Below are 18594 nucleotides of genomic sequence, written 5' to 3' on the forward strand. Positions count from 1 at the left end.
CCCTGCACTCCCCCTTCCCTGCCGCGGCCGTTATCCTGAACGCCGCTCCTGTCGGCATCGCGACGAGCGCTTCAGCCCGGCGCCGATGCCCACACTTCCTTTGAACGTATTGCGGAGATTTCCCTGATGAATTCGCGTATGGCTTCGTTGTCCCGCTATCCGCTCGTGCTGAGCGCCTTGTTCGCGCTCGCCGCCTGCACCAAGACCGAAACCGCGGCCCCGGCCGATGCCGCCGCTCCGGCCGCCACCGATGCCGCCACCGCGGCCCCGGCCGACGGCGCGCCGGCCGCTCCCGCCTCGCCGGAAGCCACGACGATCCAGCCCGCCGCCGTGGCCACGCCGCCGGCCGGCCCGGCCCCGACGGTCGGCACCGATTACGATGAGATCCCGGCAGGCCAGCCCTACGAGCCGGTCGCCGGCAAGATCGAAGTCGCCGAAATCTTCAGCTACACCTGCCCGCACTGCGCGCAGTTCGAACCGCAGGTGCTCGACTGGCGCGCCAAGCAGACCGCCGACGTCAAGTTCACCCCGATCGCCGGCCCGTTCGGCGCCAACCCGATTCCGTTCGCGAAGGCCTTCTACACCGCGCAGACCCTGGGCCTGCTCGAGAAGTCGCACGAGGCGATGTTCCGTGCCGTCCACATCGACCAGTCGCTTTCGTACCAGAGCGTCACCGACGAACAGTTCGGCCAGTTCTACGCCAAGTTCGGCGCCAAGCCGCAGGACTTCATCGGCACCATGAACAGCTTCGCGATCAACGCCAAGCTCAAGCGCGCCGAACAGTTCATGCAGCGCTCGGGCGTCAGCTCCAGCCCCTCGCTGGTGGTGAACGGCAAGTACCTGGTCAAGGGCAAGAGCTTCGAGGACATGCTGCGTATCACCGACCACCTGGTCGCACGCGAGCGCGCCGCCACCCAGGGCGCGGCACCGGCCGCCGCTCCGGCCGAAGCACCGGCCGGCTCGACCGCACCGGCCGCAACGCCGGCCCCGGCAGCCGCCGCCCCGGCTCCGGCGAGCAAGGGCTGATCGGGCCGCGCGCCCGACGCTCCCCCGCATGAATACACGCCGGCTGCGCCTGCTCAGCGCGAACATCCAGGCCGGCTCCAGCACGCGTCGCTACAGCGATTACGCGACGCGCAGCTGGTCGCACGTGCTGCCCGCCGGCAACAAGCGCGGCAGCCTCGACACGATCGCCCAGTTGGCCGGCGAACACGACATCGTCGGCCTCAACGAAAGCGACCCGGGCAGTCTGCGCTCGGGCTTCACCAACCAGACCCATTACCTCGCCCAGCGCGCCGGCTTCGAGTACTGGAGCCACCAGCCCAACCGCCGCGTCGGCAGCGTCGCCTCCAGCGCGAACGGTCTGTTGAGCAAGCTGGAACCGCGCGAGGTCGTCGACCATCCCCTGCCCGGCCGCATCTCCGGCCGCGGCGTGCTGATCGCCCACTACGGCGACGACGACGACGGCCTGACCGTGGCGGTGGCGCATCTCTCGCTCGGCGCCACCTCGCGCGCCTCGCAACTGGCCTTCATCGCCGAACTGCTGCACGACCACCCGCACGCCGTGCTGATGGGCGACTTCAACTGTTCGGCCGATCGCCCCGAAATGCAGGCGCTGTTCCGCAACACCCGCCTGCAACCGCCATCGAGCGCCCTGCCGACCTTTCCGAGCTGGCGTCCGCAGCGGGCGATCGACCACATCCTGCTCGGCGACGGCCTTGGCTTCGCCGGCGCCCGCGCCGTGCCCGCCGCCCTGTCCGATCATCTGGCGCTGTCGCTGGAGCTCGACGTCCCGCATAGCGCGTTGCGCTCCGAATAGCGTCGCTATTGCGCGAAGGCCGCGACACCGCTCTTCTGTAGGAGCGGCGTGAGCCGCGACCGCGGGACGCTCCGAGAAGTAGTGCCGATGTCACCCATCGAAGCGGCGTGCCGTCGCAGGGGTAGGAGCGGCGCAAGCCGCGACCGCGTCGCGATGGTCTTGCGGCGCATCGCTCAAGCAGGATCAAGATCAGGATCAGGATCAGGATCAAGATCAAGATCAGGATCAGGATCAGGATCAGGATCAAGATCAGGATCAGGATCAGGATCAAGATCAGGATCAGGATCAGGATCAGGATCAGGATCAGGATCAAGATCAGGATCAAGATCAGGATCAGGATCAGGATCAGGATCAGGATCAAGATCAAGATCAGGATCAGGATCAGGATCAAGATCAGGATCAGGATCAGGATCAAGATCAGGATCAGGATCAGGATCAGGATCAGGATCAAGATCAGGATCAAGATCAGGATCAGGATCAGGATCAAGATCAAGATCAGGATCAAGATCAAACGCCAAAAGCTTCCGCCACTAAAGCGGCGGGTTACTTTCTTTTGTCATAAGCAACAAAAGAAAGGTAACCAAAGAAAAATGCTTTTCTTTGAATCAAGGGCCCGCACGAGCGGTGCATACGCGGGGCTTTTTCATACGGGACATCCCTGTCCCGATGAAAAACGGCGCGCATCCTTGCGCGCCGCCCTCCGGGTCTTCCTTTGCCTTCGCCAGTGCAAGACGGCGCACAGCAACGGCAACGGCAACAGCAACAGCAACAGCAACAGCAACCTCAGTTTGCTGCAACGCTCCCCGGGTAGGAGCGGCGTCCTACTGGATTTCCTTCGGTCACAAGCCGCGACCGCGTAATCGCACGCCACGGCGGCTCTTACGTGATCGCCTCGATACGACAATAGAAGCAACGAAGCGGATGGATTCATGGTCAAGTGCGGACCACGACGCAAACTGCAGCCGCGCGGTCGCGGCTCGCGCCGCTCCTACCCCTAGAGCATCGCAACGACAACTGACGTTGCCGTTGCCGTTGTCGTTGTCGTTGTCGTTGTCGTTGTCGTTGTCGTTGTCGTTGTCGTTGTCGTAAAGATTCTGCTGTTGCTGTTGCTGTTGCTGTGCGCAGCTTCGCGCTAGCGAAGGCAACTGAAGACCCGAAGGGCGGCCCGCACGGATGTGGGCCGTTTTTCATCGGGACAGGGATGTCCCGTATGAAAAAGCCCCGCGTATGCATCGATCGTGCGGGCCTGTGATTCAAAGAAAAGCATTTTTCTTTGGTTACCTTTCTTTTGTTGCTTATGACAAAAGAAAGTAACCCGCCGCTTTAGTGGCGGAAGCTTTTGGCGTTTGATCTTGATCCCGGCCTAGCGGGAGCGATGCACCGCGAGACCGTCACAGCGCGGTCGCGGCTCGCTCCGCTCCTACCCTTGCGACGGCACGCCGCTTCGATGGGCGGCATCGGCACTACTTCTCGGAACGTCCCGCGGTCGCGGCTCACGCCGCTCCTACAGGAAGAGCGGGGGCACGAAGCAACACAACTCATCGGCGCCCAAAACAAAACGGCCGGTGCAAGCACCGGCCGTTCGTGTTTCAAGACTTGACCCGCGAGCGACCGGCCTGCGCCGGTCGCCGCTCGTCGATCAGAAGCGCAGATCGGCGCGCAGGTAGAAGAAACGGCCGCCCGGAATGTCGTAGGTCGAGGCGTCGTAACCGTTGAGCGAGCACGACAGGCACACCGGCGGATCCTTGTCGGCGACGTTGTTGACGCCACCGGTGATCTGCAGGCCCTTCAGCCAGTCGATGTGATAGCCCACCTGCAGGTCGTGGTAGGTGATCGCATCGAGCTTGTTGTCGCCGGTGACCGGGTTGTCGCAGTACGGCGAGTCCAGCGCCGAGGCCTGGCAGATTTCGGTCATGTCGGAGATGTGGCGGATCGTCCACGACGCGGTCCAGGCGTTGCGCTTCCACGACAGGCTCGCGTTCGAGGTCCACTCGGGGATCGCGCTGTCGTTGACTTCCACGCCCGGACGGCGCGGCTGCACCTGGCCGGCCGCGCCGACGGCGTCGTACTGGGTCACGAAGGTGTTCTGCCAGCTGACCTTGAACTGGCCGAGCGAGGTTTCCGGCAGGGTCCAGAAGAAGTCCACGTCCCAGCCGGAGGTCTTGATCGAACCCAGGTTGGTCAGCTTGTTCTCGAAGGAGTTGATGCCGCCGACGCTGGAACGGGTGATGCCGCCGCAGTAAGTCGGGTCGAGCGTCTGCACGCACAGGTTGAGCTGGGTCTGGGCGTCGATCGCCTGCACCGCGCCTTCCAGCGAGTGGCGGTAGAAGGTCACTTCAAAGTCGAACTTGTCCGACCACGGCACGCCCGCGGCCCAGGCCGGGCTGTAGACGAAGCCGGCGGTGAAGCTGCGCGCGGTTTCCGGCTCGAGGTCCGGGTTGCCGCCGGTCTGCACCGAGATCTGGCTGTTGGCCTGGGTCGCGCCGGCCGGCACGCCGAGGGCGGCGCAGTTGGCGCGGTTGCCGGTCGCCGGCGAGCCGGTGATCGAGATCAGGCAGGGATCGCTGAGCTGCAGGTCGGCGCGGCTGGCCGAGCCGAACAACTCGCCGATCGACGGCGCGCGGAAGCCTTCGGCGTAGGTGGTGCGCAGCAGGAATTCATCGGCGACCTGCCAACGCAGGCCGTATTTCGGGGTGAACTGGCCGCCGAAGGTCGAGTAATCCGAATAGCGCCCGGCCAGGCTCAGGTCGAGGCTCTTGCCGAAGCTGCCTTCCTTGATCAGCGGCAGGTTGAGTTCGACATAGGCTTCGTTGACGTCGTACTCGCCCTGGGTCGGCAGCGACTGGGTGCCGTTGTAGAAACCGGCCACGGTGATCGCATCGGGCGAATAGAAGCCTTCGTACTTGCGGTATTCGTAACCGGCGGCGAACGACAGCGGGCCGGCCCAGGCTTCGAACAGGTCGCCCGACAGGTTGGCGGTGAAGGTCTGCAGCTTCTGCTCGCTGCGGTCGCGCACGATCGGGCTGATCCACTGCAGCATCGCCGGAGTGATCGTGCCCGGGCCGCCGAACAGGTTCAGCGGCACGCAGCCCGGGGTCGCGGCGCACACCGCCGGGTCGCCCACGGCGATGTTGATGTTGCGGATGTTGTAGCTGCCGCGGTTGGTCTGTTCGGCTTCGTTCTTGTTGCTGGCGAAGTTGACGTCCCAGAAGAAGGTGCGGTCGCCGGCGTCGAAGCTGCCTTCCACGCCCGCGGCGATGTACTTGGTGTCGACTTCCTGCTCGAAGATGCGCGGGCCGCCCTCGACCGGACGACGGCCGATCAGGACCAGGTTCGGGTTCGCGCCTTCGGTGGTGAGGTCGAAGCCGAACGGGTTATACGGGTTGAGGCGCGAGACGGTGATGTGCTCGGACCAGGGGTTGCCGGTGCCGGCGTCCAGGCCCAGGAACAGCGGTTCCGGCGCGGCCTGGTTGACCGACTCACGACGGTTGTACAGCGCCTTGACGTAGGCCTGCACGTTGTCGTTGAAGTGGTAGCGGAACTGGCCGAACACGCCGGTGCGCTTGGACGGCGTCAGCAGCATGTTCTGTTCGGCGAAGTTGTAGCGGTTGGCGCCGGTGAAACGGATGAAGTCCTGCGGGTAGCGCACGCCGTTCGGGAAGCTGCTGCCGTTGGGCGTGGTGATGTTGCAGAACGGGATCGACGGCGTGCTCGGATCGTCGTCGACATCCGTCAGCGGGCACGCGGTGCTGGCGGTCGCCGGGGTGATGATGAAGCGGCCGTTCGGCGTCGCCGAGCTGCCGGTCTCCACGCCCAGGCCCGGCACCGGCACGCGCGAGAGTTCGCGGTCGCGCGAGAACACCGGGTCCTGATCGACGTAGCTCAAGCCCAGGAACAGGTTGGCGCGGTCGGTGTTGTAGCCCCAGGCCGCATCGAAGCCCTTGAGCTCGCCGTCGCCTTCGCCGTACTGGCCGTAGTTGAGGGTGATCTGACCGCCGTCGAAATTGCGGCGGGTGATGATGTTGACCACGCCGGCGATCGCGTCGGAGCCGTACAGCGAGGACGCGCCGTCTTCCAGCACTTCGATGCGCTCGACGATGGCCAGCGGGATGGTGTTGAGGTCGGTCGCCGCGCCCACGCCGGAAGCCGAGGATTCGTTGACCCAGCGCATGCCGTCGACGAGGACGAGGACGCGCTTGGGCCCGAGGTGGCGCAGGTCGACCTGGGCCGAACCGGCGCCGACGCCGTCGCCGTTGGGCGAGAAGCCGAAGTTGCCGGAGGAATTGAACTTGGTGTTGAGCGCCGAACCGGCGCCGGTGAGCTCCTGCACCACGTCGCCGATCGAGGTCAGACCGGTGCGCTCGATGTCGTCGCGGGTGAGGGTCTGGACCGGGACCTGGCTTTCGATCTCGGCCTTCTTGATGCGAGTGCCGGTGACCTGGACGGTGTCCAGCGTGGTGGCGTCTCGGGCAGGCGCTGCTTCCTGGGCGGCTGCGAGCCCCGGCAGGGCGACCAGCAGGGACAACTGAATGGCTTTCGCCAAGGCATGACGACGCGACACTTTCATCGACTCTCTCTCCCTCAAGAATGTGGCTGTAGCTCTGATGGCTATTGGCACGCCGTCCATCCATGTCGGACGGCACCGGGAGGTTGTAAACAATTCGTGAATCCGCCACAAGGCGCAAATAGGGACTACTTGCCAACTCGGTCCCATTTCTGATCGGGATCGGCTGCGGGCTGAGACGTACGTCGCCTATGGGCGAACGACCGACGCCTGTTCAGTTAATACCCGACGACGGCCGCAGCTCGTGCCGGCCAGGCGCGCAAACGCGACCGCGGTCGCGCTTCAGCCGCCGAGCAGCAGGCTGACCGCGACCAGGATCAGGAACGCCGCGAACACCCGCTTGAGGGTGTCGCCGTGCAACTTGTGGGCGAGCCGGGTGCCGTAGGGCGCGGCGAACACCGAGGCGATGGCGACGCCGATCGCCGCCGGCAGGTAGACGTAGCCGATGGCGTGCTCGGGCAAGGCCCCGGCCGGTGCGTTGAAGGCGTAGCCGACCGCACTGGCCAGGCCGATCGCCACGCCGCAGGCCGAGGACGTGCCGACTGCGCGTACCGGGGCGACGCCGCGCCAGACCAGCAAGGGCACGGTCATGCTGCCGCCGCCGATGCCGACCACGGCCGACACCGCGCCGATGCCGACGCCCGCGGCCGACAGCGGCAGGCCCTGCGGCGGCGGCGCACCGTCGGCGAGCGGTGCGCCGTTCTTGCCGAACAGCAACTGCGCGGCAGCGATCAGGCAGTAGCCAGCAACGATCAGACGCAGCCAATCGCCGTCGATGCGCACGGCGACGAAACTGCCGAGCCAACCGCCGAGCAGCAGCCCCGGCACCATCCAGCGCACAGTCGGCCACATCACGCTGCCGCGCTTGGCATGCGCGCGGGCCGAGGCGGTCGCGGTCAATACGATGCTGGCCAGCGAACTGGCCAGCGCGGTGTGCATGGCCGCTTCCTGCGGAATGCCCATCAGCGGCGCCAGCCAGGCGAGCGCGGCGACCAGTACCAGGCCGCCGCCGATGCCGAGCAAGCCGGCGAGCACGCCGGCCACGGCGCCCAATGCGAGAAAAACCAACCAGGCTGTCACCGTCGAATGCTCCGCAAGATCAGGGTCGAGCCTACATGGTCGCAGTGCCGCGCCGCGAACGCCTGCCGCGATGCGCCGGTTCGCAGGCACGTCCGCAAGAGCAACGTGTGACAACGATCGACTGCACGAGCCCGCTCGCGCCGAACCTTCGCATCGCCTCCACGATCCTGAAGCAACAACGGCGCGGCATAACGGCGCGAATGCGTAGGCCAGCCTTCGAACGAGCGCCGGGCAAGCTGCGACGCGCTTCGCAAGCAGCGCATCGACAGCGAATGTTCACATAAGGCATTCATGCGTGCTGGGCTATAGTCCGACGATGCTGCCACGCCCCTACACACTCGCCATCGCTGCGCTCGCCGCGGCCCTCGCCACCACCGCTTGCGCCCAGACCCCGGCCTCGGCGCCGACCCAGGCCGCGGTCAAGCCGGCGCCGGTCGTCAACGCCTTGCCGGCGCCTGCGGTCGACCCGCTGCTGCCGCGCCTGCGCGCGGCGATCGAAGCGGCCGAGCGCGGTCCGTTCGACAGCGGCCAATACGCCGATCTGGCGCGGCATCCGCTGTACGGTTGGGTCGAATACGCCAACCTGCGCCGCGGCATCGACACGGTCAACAACGGCCAGGCCCAGGATTTCCTCGCCCGCCGCGGCAAGGAAGCCTCGGGCGAAGCCTTCCGCGAAATCTGGCTGGCGGCGACCGCGCGTCGCGAAGACTGGCCGAGTTTCCTCGCCGCGTGGACGCCGAAGAGCGCGACCGGCAAGGAACGCAGCGTCAGCCTGCGCTGCGCCGAATTGAACGCGCGCCAGGCCCTGGGCCGCACCGACGCGAGCTGGACGCGCGAAGCGCAGGCGATCTGGCGCAGCAGCGGCAAATCCCTGCCCGACAGTTGCGACGGCCCGTTCGCGGTGCTCGCGGCCCAGGGCGCGCTGTCGCCGGAGTTGCGCTGGGAGCGCATCGAGGCCGCGGCCGCCGAATGGCAGCCGGCAGTGATGCGTTCGGCCGCGCGCGGATTGCCCGCCGCCGAACTCGCACAAGCGAACGACTACGCCGCCTTCCTCGACAGCGTCAACGAACGCGCACTGTCGTGGCCGAAGACCGAACGCAGCCGCAAGATCGCTTCCTACGGCCTGGCCAAGCTCGCCAAGGCCCAGCCGGCCAGCGCCGAGCAGCAATTGCCCAAGTACGCCAACGCGCTCGGCTTCAGCGACGCCGACCGCGGCCGGGTGCTGTACCAGACTGCGCTGTGGTCGGTGGCGTCCTACGAAGCCGAATCGGCGCGCCGCCTCAACGCCGTGCCCGAGGTCGCCTACGACGAACGCCTGCACGAGTGGCGCGCGCGCGAAGCGATGGCCCGTTCGGACTGGGCCGGCGCACTCGCCGCGATCAAGAAGATGGGCGCCAAGCAACGCGGCGATTCGCGCTGGCAGTATTTCGAGGCCCGCCTCAGCGAACGCGCCGGCGACAAGGCCGGCGCCGACCGCCTCTACCGCGAAGCGGCGAAGAAGACCGATTTCCACGGCTTCATGGCTGCCGACCGGCTCGGCGCGCCGTATGCGCTGTGCCCGGTGCAACCGACCGACAGCGCCGCGGCCAAGGCCGCGATCGCGCGCGACCCGGCCCTGTTGCGGGCGATGGGGCTGTTCCAGATCGAACGCACCGGTTGGGCGGTGCGCGAATGGGACGACGCGCTGAGCCGCTTCGACGACTCCCAGCGCCGCATCGCGATCGAAGTGGCGCAGAGCTACAACTGGTTCGACCGCGCGGTGTTCTCGCTCAACAAGACCCCGCAGGAACAGCGCCTGTACTACCTGCGCTTCCCGCTCCACCACGGCGACACGATCCGCCGCGAGTCGGCCAAGAACGGCATCGACCCGGCCTGGGTCGCCGCCGAAATCCGCGCCGAGAGCATCTTCAACCCGACCGCGCGCTCGGGCGCCAACGCGATGGGCCTGATGCAGGTGCTGCCCGGCACCGGCGCGGCGGTCGCCAAGAGCCTGGGCCTGCCCTGGGGCGGCGCCGCCAGCCTGTACGACTCCGACACCAACATCATCCTCGGCACCGCCTATCTGCGTCAGTTGCTCGACAAGTACGGCGGCCAGCCCTACTTCGCCATGGCCGGCTACAACGCCGGCCCGGCGCCGCTGGCGCGCTGGCAGTCGCAACGCCCGGGCATGGAGCCGGAGTTCTGGATCGAGACCATCAGCTACAAGGAGACCCGCGAATACGTCGCGCGCGTGCTCGCCTTCAGCGTGATCTACGACTGGCGCCTCAACGGCGACGCCCACAACGTCAGCGACCGCATGCGCGGCATCGCCACCGGCAAGCGCAAGTCCTTCGCCTGCCCAGCGGCGAGCGTCGCCGCGACCGCGCCGGCGCCGGCCGAACAAGAGTGAGCCTGCCGCCATGCCCCGTCGTCATGTTCTGATTCTCGGCGGTACCGGTTTCGTCGGCCGCCATCTCGTCGAACATCTGCTGCGCGAGCAATACCGCATCACCGTGCTGAGCCGCGGCGTCGACCCGGCCAAGAAAAAACTGCTGTCGCGCGACGCCAGCATCATCGAAGGCGATATCGGCAACCCGGATTTCCTGCGCGCCGTGCTCGACGACGTCGACGCGGTGGTCAACCTGGTCGGCATCCTCAACGAGCAGGGCGACAGCGGCGCCGGCTTCGAGCACGTCTACGTCGAACTGCTGGACGCCTTGCTCGAAGCGATGCGCGACATGGGCGTGTCGCGCTTGCTGCAGATGAGCGCGCTCAACGCCGGCACCGGCCACAGCCATTACCTGGAATCGCGTGGCCGCGCCGAGCAGCGCGTGCGCGCCTCCAAGCTGGCCTGGACCCTGCTGCGCCCCTCGGTCATCGCAGGTCCCGGCGACGGCCTGTTCTGCCGCTTCGACGCGCTGCTGCGCTACGCACCGCTGTTGCCGATGGGACGGGCCAACGCGCGCTTCCAGCCGGTCTGGATCGGCGACGTCACCCAGGCCTTCGTCAACGCGCTCGCCGACGACAGCCACGTCGGCCGCAGCTACAACCTGGTCGGCCCCGAGGTGATGACCCTCGCCGAGATCGTGCGCGCGACGGCGCGTGCGCGCCGACGCCTGCGTGCGGTGCTGCCGCTGCCGGAATCGCTCGGCAAACTGCAGGCCGAGATCGGCGAGTGGCTGCCCGGCAAACCGATCAGCCGCGACAACTGGCGCTCGCTGCAGACCGACTCGACCAGCGTCGAGAACGGTTTGCTCAAGCTGGGCGTCAGCCCGACGCCGGTGCTGGCGCATCTGCCGGAAATCCTGGGGCTGACCGCGCGCAGCGGTTGAGCCACCTCCTCGCGGCAACAACGACGCCACGGCTTCTTGTAGGAGCGACGTCAGTCGCGACCCACCGCAGAGGTGAGCGAAAGCGTTAGGTATCCGAAGCCCGGACAGACGCTCGCTTTCCGGATAGGTCGTGCCGTTTATCGAATCTTCGTCGAGGGCGCTGGCGTACGCCTCTGCGGTGGGTCGCGGCTCACGCCGCTCCTACAAGGGAAACGACGCCGCGCTTTTGGGTAGGAGCGACGCAAGTCGCGACTGCGCCACTACCCGAACCTGCGACGCGATCCGCAAGCCCGCAGTCGCGGCTCGCGCCGCTCCTACCCTTAAAGCAAGGCGTCATCGCCGCCGCCGCCAGCGCGCGCTAGGATGCAGGCCACTGCCCATCACAAGGAGATCCCCATGGGGCTGCTCGACACCTTGCTCGGCCATGCCGGCGCCAAATCCGCCGAGAAGGTCGGCGAAGACTTCCAACCCCTGCTCGCGCCCGGCGAAACCGTGCAGCGCGCGTTCGGCGAGGTCCGCGACCTGATCGTGTTCACCGATCGTCGCCTGATCCTGGTCGACAAGCAGGGCGTCACCGGCCGCAAGACCGAATTCCTCAGCCTGCCGTATCGCAGCATCGTGATGTTCTCGCTGGAGACCGCCGGCCATTTCGACCTGGAAGCCGAGCTGCGCCTGTGGGTGTCGGGCCAGGCGACGCCGATCATCCGCCACCTCGGCCGCAGCGCCGGAGCGGAAGACATCGTCGCCCTGCTCGCGCAGAACTCGCCGCGCTGAGCGGCCGGGAATCTGGAATCGGGAATCGGGAATTGAGAATCGTCAAAGCAGATCCGCTTCTTCCGCGCCATCTGCGAGCAGAGCGTCCCTATTTCCGATTCCCCATTCCCGCCTGGAGACGACCATGAAGACTTATCTCGTCGGCGGCGCGGTCCGCGACGCCCTGCTCGGCCTGCCGGCCGGCGATCGCGACTACGTGGTCGTCGGCGAAACGCCCGAGGCCATGCTGGCCGCCGGCTTCAAGGCGGTCGGCCGCGATTTCCCGGTGTTCCTGCACCCGAAGACCGGCGAGGAATACGCGCTGGCGCGCACCGAACGCAAGTCCGGGCGCGGCTACCGCGGTTTCGTGGTCGACACCGATCCCTCGGTGACGCTCGAAGACGATCTGGTCCGCCGCGATTTCACCATCAATGCCATCGCCCGCGCCGACGACGGCGCTCTGGTCGATCCTTACGGCGGCGCGCGCGATATCGAAGCACGGGTGCTGCGCCATGTCGGCCCGGCCTTCGTCGAAGATCCGCTGCGGGTGCTGCGCGCGGCGCGCTTCATGGCCCGCTTCGCCGAGCACGGTTTCAGCGTCGCCCCGGAAACCATGGCGCTGATGCGGCAAATGGCCGAATCCGGCGAGCTGTCGGCGCTGGTCGCCGAGCGGGTCTGGCAGGAACTGCGGCGCGCGTTGACCTGCACGCGGCCTTCGGCGTTCGTGCGCACCTTGCACGACGCCGGCGCGCTGGCCGTGGTGCTGCCGGAGGTCGAGGCCTTGTACGGCGTGCCGCAGCGCCCCGAATACCATCCTGAGGTCGACACCGGCATCCACACCGAGATGGTGCTCGACATGGCCGCGCAGCTCGCGCCCGGCGACGACCTGATCGGTTTCGCCGCGTTGACCCACGACCTCGGCAAGGCGCTGACGCCGGCCGAACTGCTGCCGCGCCATCACGGCCACGAACACGGCGGCCTGGAGCCGCTGCAGGCCCTGTGCGAGCGCCTCAAGGTGCCGACCGAGCATCGCCTGCTCGCCGAAGCGGTCTGCCGCGAACACCTCAACGTGCACCGCCTGGCCGAGATGCGCCCGCGCAGCGTCTACGAGCTGATCGCGCGCTGCGACGGTTTCCGCAACCCGAAGCGGATCGAGCAGATGAGCCTGGTCTGCGAGGCCGACAAGCGCGGGCGCCTGGGGCTGCAGGACGAACCCTATCCGTCGGGCGCGGCCTTGCGCGAAGCGGTGCGCGCGGCGATGAAGGTGCGCGCGAACGACGTCGCCCCCGGCCTGGCCGGACCCGAAGTCGGCGAAGCGGTGCGGCGCGCGCGGATCGCCGCGATCGCGGCGGTTCGCAAGGCGGCGGCGGAGTAATCGCGCCCGCTACGAACCGCCAGCTTTTGTAGGAGCGGCGTGAGCCGCGACAAGCGGGATCGGGATCGGGATCGAAAGCCTTACATCCGAAGCCCGGACAGTCGATCGGCTTTCCGGATCGGTTGCGCCGATTAGGCGGTCTTCGGCTTGAGCGCTTGCGCGCATCTGTGTTTTTGGTCGCGGCTCACGCCGCTCCTACAGAAAGCAAGAAGCCGCCGCGCGGATGCGCGGCGGCTTCGGTGTCGCAAGGGTGCCGCTATCAGAACCGGTAATCGATCCGTGCGTAGTAGCTGCCGCCGTTCATGCCGAACGGCAGGGTTTCCCAACCGTACTTGAAGCCGAGCTGCGGGAACGGCGCACCGGTGACGGTGTCCCACTTGTCCGGGTAGGTGTCGAAGATGTTGTTGCCGCCGACGGTCAGACTGGTCTTGGCGTTGAACTTGTAGCGCACGGCCAGGTCGCCGAGCCACTTGCCGCCCCAGCGCTGCTTGGTGCCGGGGGTGAAGCCTTCGCCGGCCACCGAACCGTAGTAGTTCGCACGCGCCGTCCATTCCCACTTGCCGATCTCGTACACGCTCTGCAGCACGTGGTGGGCGCGCGGCTGGCCGTCCTGGATCAGGGTCACCTGGGTGTCGTCGAACAGCGCTTCCGGCGACAGGATCGTCGACTGCGAGCGGCGGTCCTTGACCTCGGTCTTGTTGAAGTGGACCAGCGCGGTCAGGTTGAGCTTGGAGCCGCCGGCGAACTCGGTGTTGTGGCTGGCGACCACGTCCAGGCCGGTGGTGCGGGTGTCGATGGCGTTGGTGAAGAACAACACCTGGCCGACGCCGATCGGATCGAGGATCGCGCGGATCGGGCAGTTGCCGTTGCCGGGCGCGCAGGGCTGGCCGTTGGTGCCGACGCTCTCGGGCTGGATGTTGCTGGAGAAGATGATGCGGTCGTCGATGTCGATGCGGAACACGTCCATCGTCAGCGAGAAGCGGTCGTTCGGCTTGAACACGAAGCCCAGCGAGGCGCTCTTGGAGGTTTCTTCCTTGAGCGGCTCGATGCCGAAGGCGCGCGTCACCGCGCTGTCCTGGCGCGCGGTCAGGGTGTCGGTGAGCACGCCGGCGGCGTTGAGGTTGGTCGAGCGCTGGCTGTAGAACAGCTGCTGCACGCCCGGCGCGCGGAAGCCGGTCGAGACGGTGCCGCGCACGGCGAACTGTTCGGTCGCGTCGAAACGCGCCGAGAGCTTGCCGGTGGTGGTGTTGCCGAAGTCGGAGTAATCCTCGTAACGCACCGCGCCGCCGAGCAGGAAGCGGTCGGTCAGGTTGGTTTCGGCGTCGAGGTAGACGGCGTAGTTGTGGCGGCCGTCGTCGACGGCTTCGTTCGGCGAGAAGCCCGGGAAGCCCTGCATGCCAGGCTGGGCGGTGTCGCCGGTCTGGCCGAAGATCGGGATAGCGCGGTTGTTGGTGCGGCCGTAGGTGTAGGTCACCGGCGCGCCGGGGCGGATCTGGTAGTCGTCCTGGCGGTATTCCACGCCGGTGCCGAGGTACAGCGGGTTGTCGTTGAAGCCCTTCAGGGTGCCGCGGAAATCCAGGTTGAAGGTGGTCTGGTCGAACTGCAGCGTGCCGGTGTCGGCCTTGGTCGGCGACTCGGCGTAGATGCCGCCGCCCGGCTTGGGCTCGTACCACCAGCTGACGTTGACCGAGTTGCTTTCCTCGAAGCCGAACTTGCTGCGGCCGCGGTTGATCGAGATGTCCCAATCCCAATTGTCGTTGATCGGGGCCTTATAGCCGACCGCGAGCGAGTGGTCGTCGACGGTGGTCAGGATGTTCGGCAGGAAGCCGTTCGGGTACAGCGCCGGCACGGTGCGGTTGTCGCCCGGGCTGCGGAAGAAGCCGGAGGAGTCGCCTTCGCGCCTGGACAGGCCGCCGAACCAGTACAACTCGCCGTTGCCGACCGGCAGGCCGCCGTTGAACCAGAAGTAGGCGTCGGTGGCGTCGGCGTCGCCGAGGCGCTGGGTCACGCGCGGAGGGCTCACACGCAGGCTGTCGGGGCCGGCGCGGTTGGTCTCGGCGCGGTCGCGGTATTCCAGCGACAGATTGAGGTAGCCGCCGTCGCCGCCGAGCTTGACGCCGGTGTTGACCGAGCCCTGGTAGTTGGCGCCGTCGCCGGCGTAGTACTTGCCGGCCTGGAACGAGAGCTGGGTTTCCTCGGTCTGCTTCTTGAGGATGATGTTGATGACGCCGGAGATCGCGTCCGAACCGTATTGCGCCGCGGCGCCGTCGCGCAGCACTTCGATGCGCTCGATCGCCGACAGCGGAATGGCGTTGATGTCGGTACCGGCCGAACCGCGGCCGATGGTCTGCTGCACGTTGACCAGCGCCTGCTGGTGGCGGCGCTTGCCGTTGACCAACACCAGCACCTGGTCGGGGCCGAGCGAACGCAACGTCGCCGGACGCAGGATGTCGGTGCCGTCGCTGACGAAGGTGCGGGAGAAATTGAACGAGGGCTCCAGCATCTGCAGGATCTGACCGATCTCGGTCGCGCCGGTGGCGTTCAACTCTTCCTTGCCGATCACGTCGACCGGGGCGGCGGTTTCCTCGGCGGCGCGGCCGCGTGCGCGCGAACCGGTCACCTGCACCGCATCGAGAGTCGTCGCCTCGCGGCTGGTCGGAGCGGCGGGTTCCTGGGCGAAAGCGGAGGGGACGAAGGCGCTGGCGGCCACGGCGGCGGCTACGGCCAGCGCCAGACGGTTGCGGTGCACTACGGACATGGTCGGTTCCTTGCGAGGATGAGGTCAGGCTCTGCAGAGCCCGCGGCGAGCCTCACAAATATTTAACCTTTGCGCAAGCGGCCATGTGACTGTGCCGAATGTGCCTTTGTGACCGTCCTCTACTAACCGATACAGCGGTAACCAATTTTTTGAGCCGGCCATCGGCTCGACGATCCTGAACAGCAGTGGCCTGGAGGCCGCCGAGCCGCCCTCCGCCGGCCGCGGTGCGCGAAACCTCAGGCGCGCCGACGCGCCAGCCGGCGGTCCAGCCGCTGCAGCCAGCGCGAGGCCGGGGTCAGCGACACGAACAGGCCGGCGAACACGCCGAGGCTGTTGGCGGCGGCGTCGATGGCGTCGCCGGTGCGCGAATCGGTCAGACCGGCCTGGGCGAATTCCAGCGCCACCCCGAGCGCGATCAAGCCGGCCGCGGCGATCGCCTGCGGGCGCAGGCGCGCGAACAGCATCGTCGCGTAGGCCGACATCGCCGCATACGCGGAAAAATGTTCGACCTTGTCGAAACCCGAGAACGGCGTCGGCGGCAGATCGTGCGCCGGCAACAAGGTCGCGCAGGCGACCGCGGCGATCATCGCCACGCCGATCGCGCACCACAGCGCAGGCCGCTCGAACCCGCGCAGCACGCCGCGCGCGCCAAGCTCGCTCACCCCGCTCACAGACGGAAGCTCAGGTCGCCGGCCATGAAGGCCACGCCGAACTCGACGCCCTTCTCGAAGCCCATGACCTGGAAGCGCTCGCCCATTTCGCTCGGCAGGGTCAGGCGCTTGACCTCGTTGAGGCGGCGCTGCTTCTCGAGTTCGTCCTCGATCTGCTCGATCCGCTGCAACACCCCGGCCAGGCCGTTGCCGAGCAGGAAGCTGGCTTGCGAGCAGTAACCGGACAGATCGAAACCGGCGGCGACGCCGGCCTCGACCAGGGCGGTGAAATCGACCGAGGCGGTCAGGTCCTGCAGGCCCGGCCACAGCAGCGGGTCGCCGTGCATGCGGTGGCGATAGAACGCACGCAAGGTGCCGTCGACGCGATCGGGCGCGTAGAACTCGGCGCGCGCATAGCCGTAGTCGACGAACAGCATGGCGCCGTTGCGCAGGCCGCCGGCGACCGCCTGGATCCAGTACGGCAGCTGCGGCAACAGCTCGGAGCGATAGCCCTCGGCGAGCGGGCGTTCGAGGCGGCGCTCGGCGATGCGCACCGCCTGAGCGAGGAAGTCGTCGGCCGGGCGCAACTCGCGCGCGAAACCGTCGCCGTCGATCACCACGTATTCCTCGAACACTTCCTCGTCGCGGATCGCGAAGCGCGGCGTCGGCAGGGCATCGATGACTTCGTTGGCGAACAGCACGCCGTCCCACTCGTCGCCGAACGGCCCGTCCGGCCATTCGAGCAGATCGAACAGCGGCGGCACCAGGCGCTCGCGCAGGCGTTCGCGCTGGCGATGGCGCAACTCGGCGCTGGGTTCCAGGATCGCGTAACGGTCGGGCAAGGCGTCCAGTTCGAGCAGGCGCTTGAGCGCGACTTCGGCGAACGCGCCGGTGCCGCCGCCGAGTTCGAGGAAACGCGCCGACGGCCCGATCTGCTGCAACACCGGCGCCACCGCTTCAGCCACACAGGCGGCGAAGATCGGCCCGATCTCCGGCGCGGTGACGAAATCGCCGCTTGCGCCGAACTTGCTCGCGCCGGCGCTGTAATAGCCCAGGCCCGGCGCATACAGCGCCAGCTCCATGAAGCGCGAGAACGGGATCGCGCCGCCGTGGGCGAGGATCTGCTCGCGGATCAGGGCCGCCAGGCGCGCACTGTGGGCGAGCGCATCGGCATCGGGAGTCGGCAGATCGAAGGAATTCACGTCGGTGGCGGCGTCGCAGGCGCATCGGAAACAGGCCGACAGGATACGGCCCCGGCGCAGTCGCGGCGAATCGCGAAGGTCTGCGCGGTGCAGGCTGAACGCAGGCTTGCGCGAGGCGGCCGCGCGCCTGTACGGCTAGCGCTTTGGTACTAAAGCGGCGGCATTCGGGCCTGTGCGCGTTCGCGTTTCATCGCCGCCGTGCAAGATGGCCGCGTCCCGCACGGAAGCCCGCCCATGAGCACCATCGATCCAGCCGTCGAACGCCGCCGGCAAGCGCTCGAACGCATGCAACGACCGTCCCGGCCCGGCGCCGGCCTGTGGATCCTCGTGCTGATCTATTGGGGCCTGTGGGCGCTGTTCGCCTACTCGCTCGCCGACACCCTCCGCTATCCGATCGCCGAAGCCTATCTGCCGCCGAGCCTGTACCCAGACAACGTCGCGCCGGCGTGGTTCTTCGGCGTGTTCGTGGGGTCGTTCGGCGGCTTCATCGCCGGCTTCCTGCTGAGCTACGTGCTCAAGGAGCTGTACGGCCTGGCCGCGAGCACCTGGGGCCAGTTCGCCTCGACCCTGCTCGCGTGCGCGGCGGGTTTCTGGCGCGGCGCGGGCGACTCGTGGGTGGCGCCGCCGCGGGTCGGCTCGTTCGCCGATGCGCCGGGCGCGCCCGCCCCGGACTGGGACGCCGTCGCCTGGCTCGGCTGGAGCGCGCAGTACTGGTTGCCGGCCTCGCTGGCGCTGGCGGCGCTGTGCTGCGCGGGCCTGGCCTGGCGCGCGCACCGCCGTCACGCAGCGCGCGCCGAACGCATCCGGCGCCTGCTCGCCGAAGGCCGGCGCGCGGATGCCGCGATCACCGAGGTCCACGACACCGGCGTGGAGATCTATCACGAGCTGCGCCTGCGCTTCGTCGCCAAGTTCACCGACCACGCCGGCACCGAGCGCTGGGTGACCAAGGTCGGATTGTTCGACCCGGTGCAGGTGCCGCGGGTCGGCGATGCGGCCGTGGTCTGGTTCTACCCGGACCGGGCCGGCGACGAGGACCAGATCCTGGTCGGTTTTGCGAACGGCGACGAGCCGGTCGCCTGAGC

At 67.6% G+C, this 18594-nt stretch carries 14 protein-coding genes; 7 read left to right on the top strand and 7 right to left on the bottom strand.

The window, feature by feature from the left end; all coding sequences use genetic code 11:
* Positions 1 to 138 precede the first annotated feature (138 nt).
* Together ACKN61_RS21595 and ACKN61_RS21600 are read left to right on the top strand one after the other, a co-directional pair.
* The gene (locus tag ACKN61_RS21595) at positions 139 to 1026 is read left to right on the top strand and encodes a thiol:disulfide interchange protein DsbA/DsbL (protein ID WP_408951176.1); all 888 of its coding nucleotides are present in this window, start codon (positions 139 to 141) and stop codon (positions 1024 to 1026) included.
* A gap of 28 nt (positions 1027 to 1054) precedes the next feature.
* Positions 1055 to 1819 carry an endonuclease/exonuclease/phosphatase family protein gene (locus tag ACKN61_RS21600; protein WP_036149715.1) on the top strand — a complete coding sequence of 255 codons (765 nt, stop codon included), beginning with the start codon at positions 1055 to 1057 and terminating at the stop codon, positions 1817 to 1819.
* Between the two features lie 173 nt (positions 1820 to 1992).
* Here ACKN61_RS21600 and ACKN61_RS21605 read toward each other — a convergent pair whose 3' ends face one another.
* The 4 genes from ACKN61_RS21605 to ACKN61_RS21620 all read right to left on the bottom strand — a co-directional run bounded on the left by ACKN61_RS21605 (position 1993) and on the right by ACKN61_RS21620 (position 7463).
* Positions 1993 to 2337 (bottom strand): hypothetical protein, encoded by a 345-nt coding sequence (locus ACKN61_RS21605; protein ID WP_408951177.1) that lies wholly within the window; start codon positions 2335 to 2337, stop codon positions 1993 to 1995.
* Positions 2338 to 2658: 321 nt separating this feature from the next.
* Positions 2659 to 2964, bottom strand: a complete 306-nt coding sequence (locus ACKN61_RS21610; protein ID WP_408951178.1) for a hypothetical protein — start codon at positions 2962 to 2964, stop codon at positions 2659 to 2661.
* A gap of 494 nt (positions 2965 to 3458) precedes the next feature.
* Positions 3459 to 6386, bottom strand: coding sequence for a TonB-dependent receptor (locus ACKN61_RS21615; RefSeq protein ID WP_408951179.1), 2928 nt, complete (start codon positions 6384 to 6386; stop codon positions 3459 to 3461).
* A gap of 279 nt (positions 6387 to 6665) precedes the next feature.
* A complete protein-coding gene (locus ACKN61_RS21620; RefSeq protein ID WP_408951180.1) occupies positions 6666 to 7463 on the bottom strand; it encodes a sulfite exporter TauE/SafE family protein in 798 nt (265 codons plus the stop codon).
* A 316-nt stretch (positions 7464 to 7779) separates the two neighbouring features.
* Between ACKN61_RS21620 and ACKN61_RS21625 the strand changes: the two genes are divergently transcribed.
* The 4 genes from ACKN61_RS21625 to ACKN61_RS21640 all read left to right on the top strand — a co-directional run bounded on the left by ACKN61_RS21625 (position 7780) and on the right by ACKN61_RS21640 (position 12902).
* The gene (locus ACKN61_RS21625) at positions 7780 to 9852 is read left to right on the top strand and encodes a transglycosylase SLT domain-containing protein (protein WP_408951181.1); all 2073 of its coding nucleotides are present in this window, start codon (positions 7780 to 7782) and stop codon (positions 9850 to 9852) included.
* Positions 9853 to 9862: 10 nt separating this feature from the next.
* On the top strand, positions 9863 to 10774 hold the full coding sequence (locus ACKN61_RS21630; RefSeq protein WP_408951182.1) for a complex I NDUFA9 subunit family protein: 912 nt from the start codon (positions 9863 to 9865) through the stop codon (positions 10772 to 10774).
* Between the two features lie 396 nt (positions 10775 to 11170).
* Entirely contained in the window at positions 11171 to 11548 is a 378-nt protein-coding gene (locus ACKN61_RS21635) for a PH domain-containing protein (RefSeq protein WP_031371277.1), read from the top strand.
* A 124-nt stretch (positions 11549 to 11672) separates the two neighbouring features.
* A complete protein-coding gene (locus tag ACKN61_RS21640) occupies positions 11673 to 12902 on the top strand; it encodes a multifunctional CCA addition/repair protein (protein ID WP_408951183.1) in 1230 nt (409 codons plus the stop codon).
* A gap of 259 nt (positions 12903 to 13161) precedes the next feature.
* On the opposite strand, the gene ACKN61_RS21645 is transcribed toward ACKN61_RS21640, so the two are convergent.
* The 3 genes from ACKN61_RS21645 to ACKN61_RS21655 all read right to left on the bottom strand — a co-directional run bounded on the left by ACKN61_RS21645 (position 13162) and on the right by ACKN61_RS21655 (position 17512).
* Positions 13162 to 15660: a TonB-dependent receptor plug domain-containing protein gene (locus tag ACKN61_RS21645; RefSeq protein ID WP_408951184.1), complete on the bottom strand. Its 2499-nt coding sequence runs from the start codon at positions 15658 to 15660 to the stop codon at positions 13162 to 13164.
* A gap of 236 nt (positions 15661 to 15896) precedes the next feature.
* On the bottom strand, positions 15897 to 16322 hold the full coding sequence (locus ACKN61_RS21650) for a VanZ family protein (RefSeq protein ID WP_408951185.1): 426 nt from the start codon (positions 16320 to 16322) through the stop codon (positions 15897 to 15899).
* 5 nt (positions 16323 to 16327) lie between these two features.
* Positions 16328 to 17512 carry a class I SAM-dependent methyltransferase gene (locus ACKN61_RS21655; protein ID WP_408951186.1) on the bottom strand — a complete coding sequence of 395 codons (1185 nt, stop codon included), beginning with the start codon at positions 17510 to 17512 and terminating at the stop codon, positions 16328 to 16330.
* 234 nt (positions 17513 to 17746) lie between these two features.
* On the opposite strand from ACKN61_RS21655, the gene ACKN61_RS21660 reads away from it, so the two are divergent.
* Positions 17747 to 18592 carry a hypothetical protein gene (locus ACKN61_RS21660; RefSeq protein ID WP_408951187.1) on the top strand — a complete coding sequence of 282 codons (846 nt, stop codon included), beginning with the start codon at positions 17747 to 17749 and terminating at the stop codon, positions 18590 to 18592.
* The last annotated feature ends 2 nt before the right edge of the window (positions 18593 to 18594 follow it).

This window comes from Lysobacter sp. Hz25 (assembly GCF_046097045.1).
Classification (GTDB): domain Bacteria; phylum Pseudomonadota; class Gammaproteobacteria; order Xanthomonadales; family Xanthomonadaceae; genus Lysobacter; species Lysobacter antibioticus_B.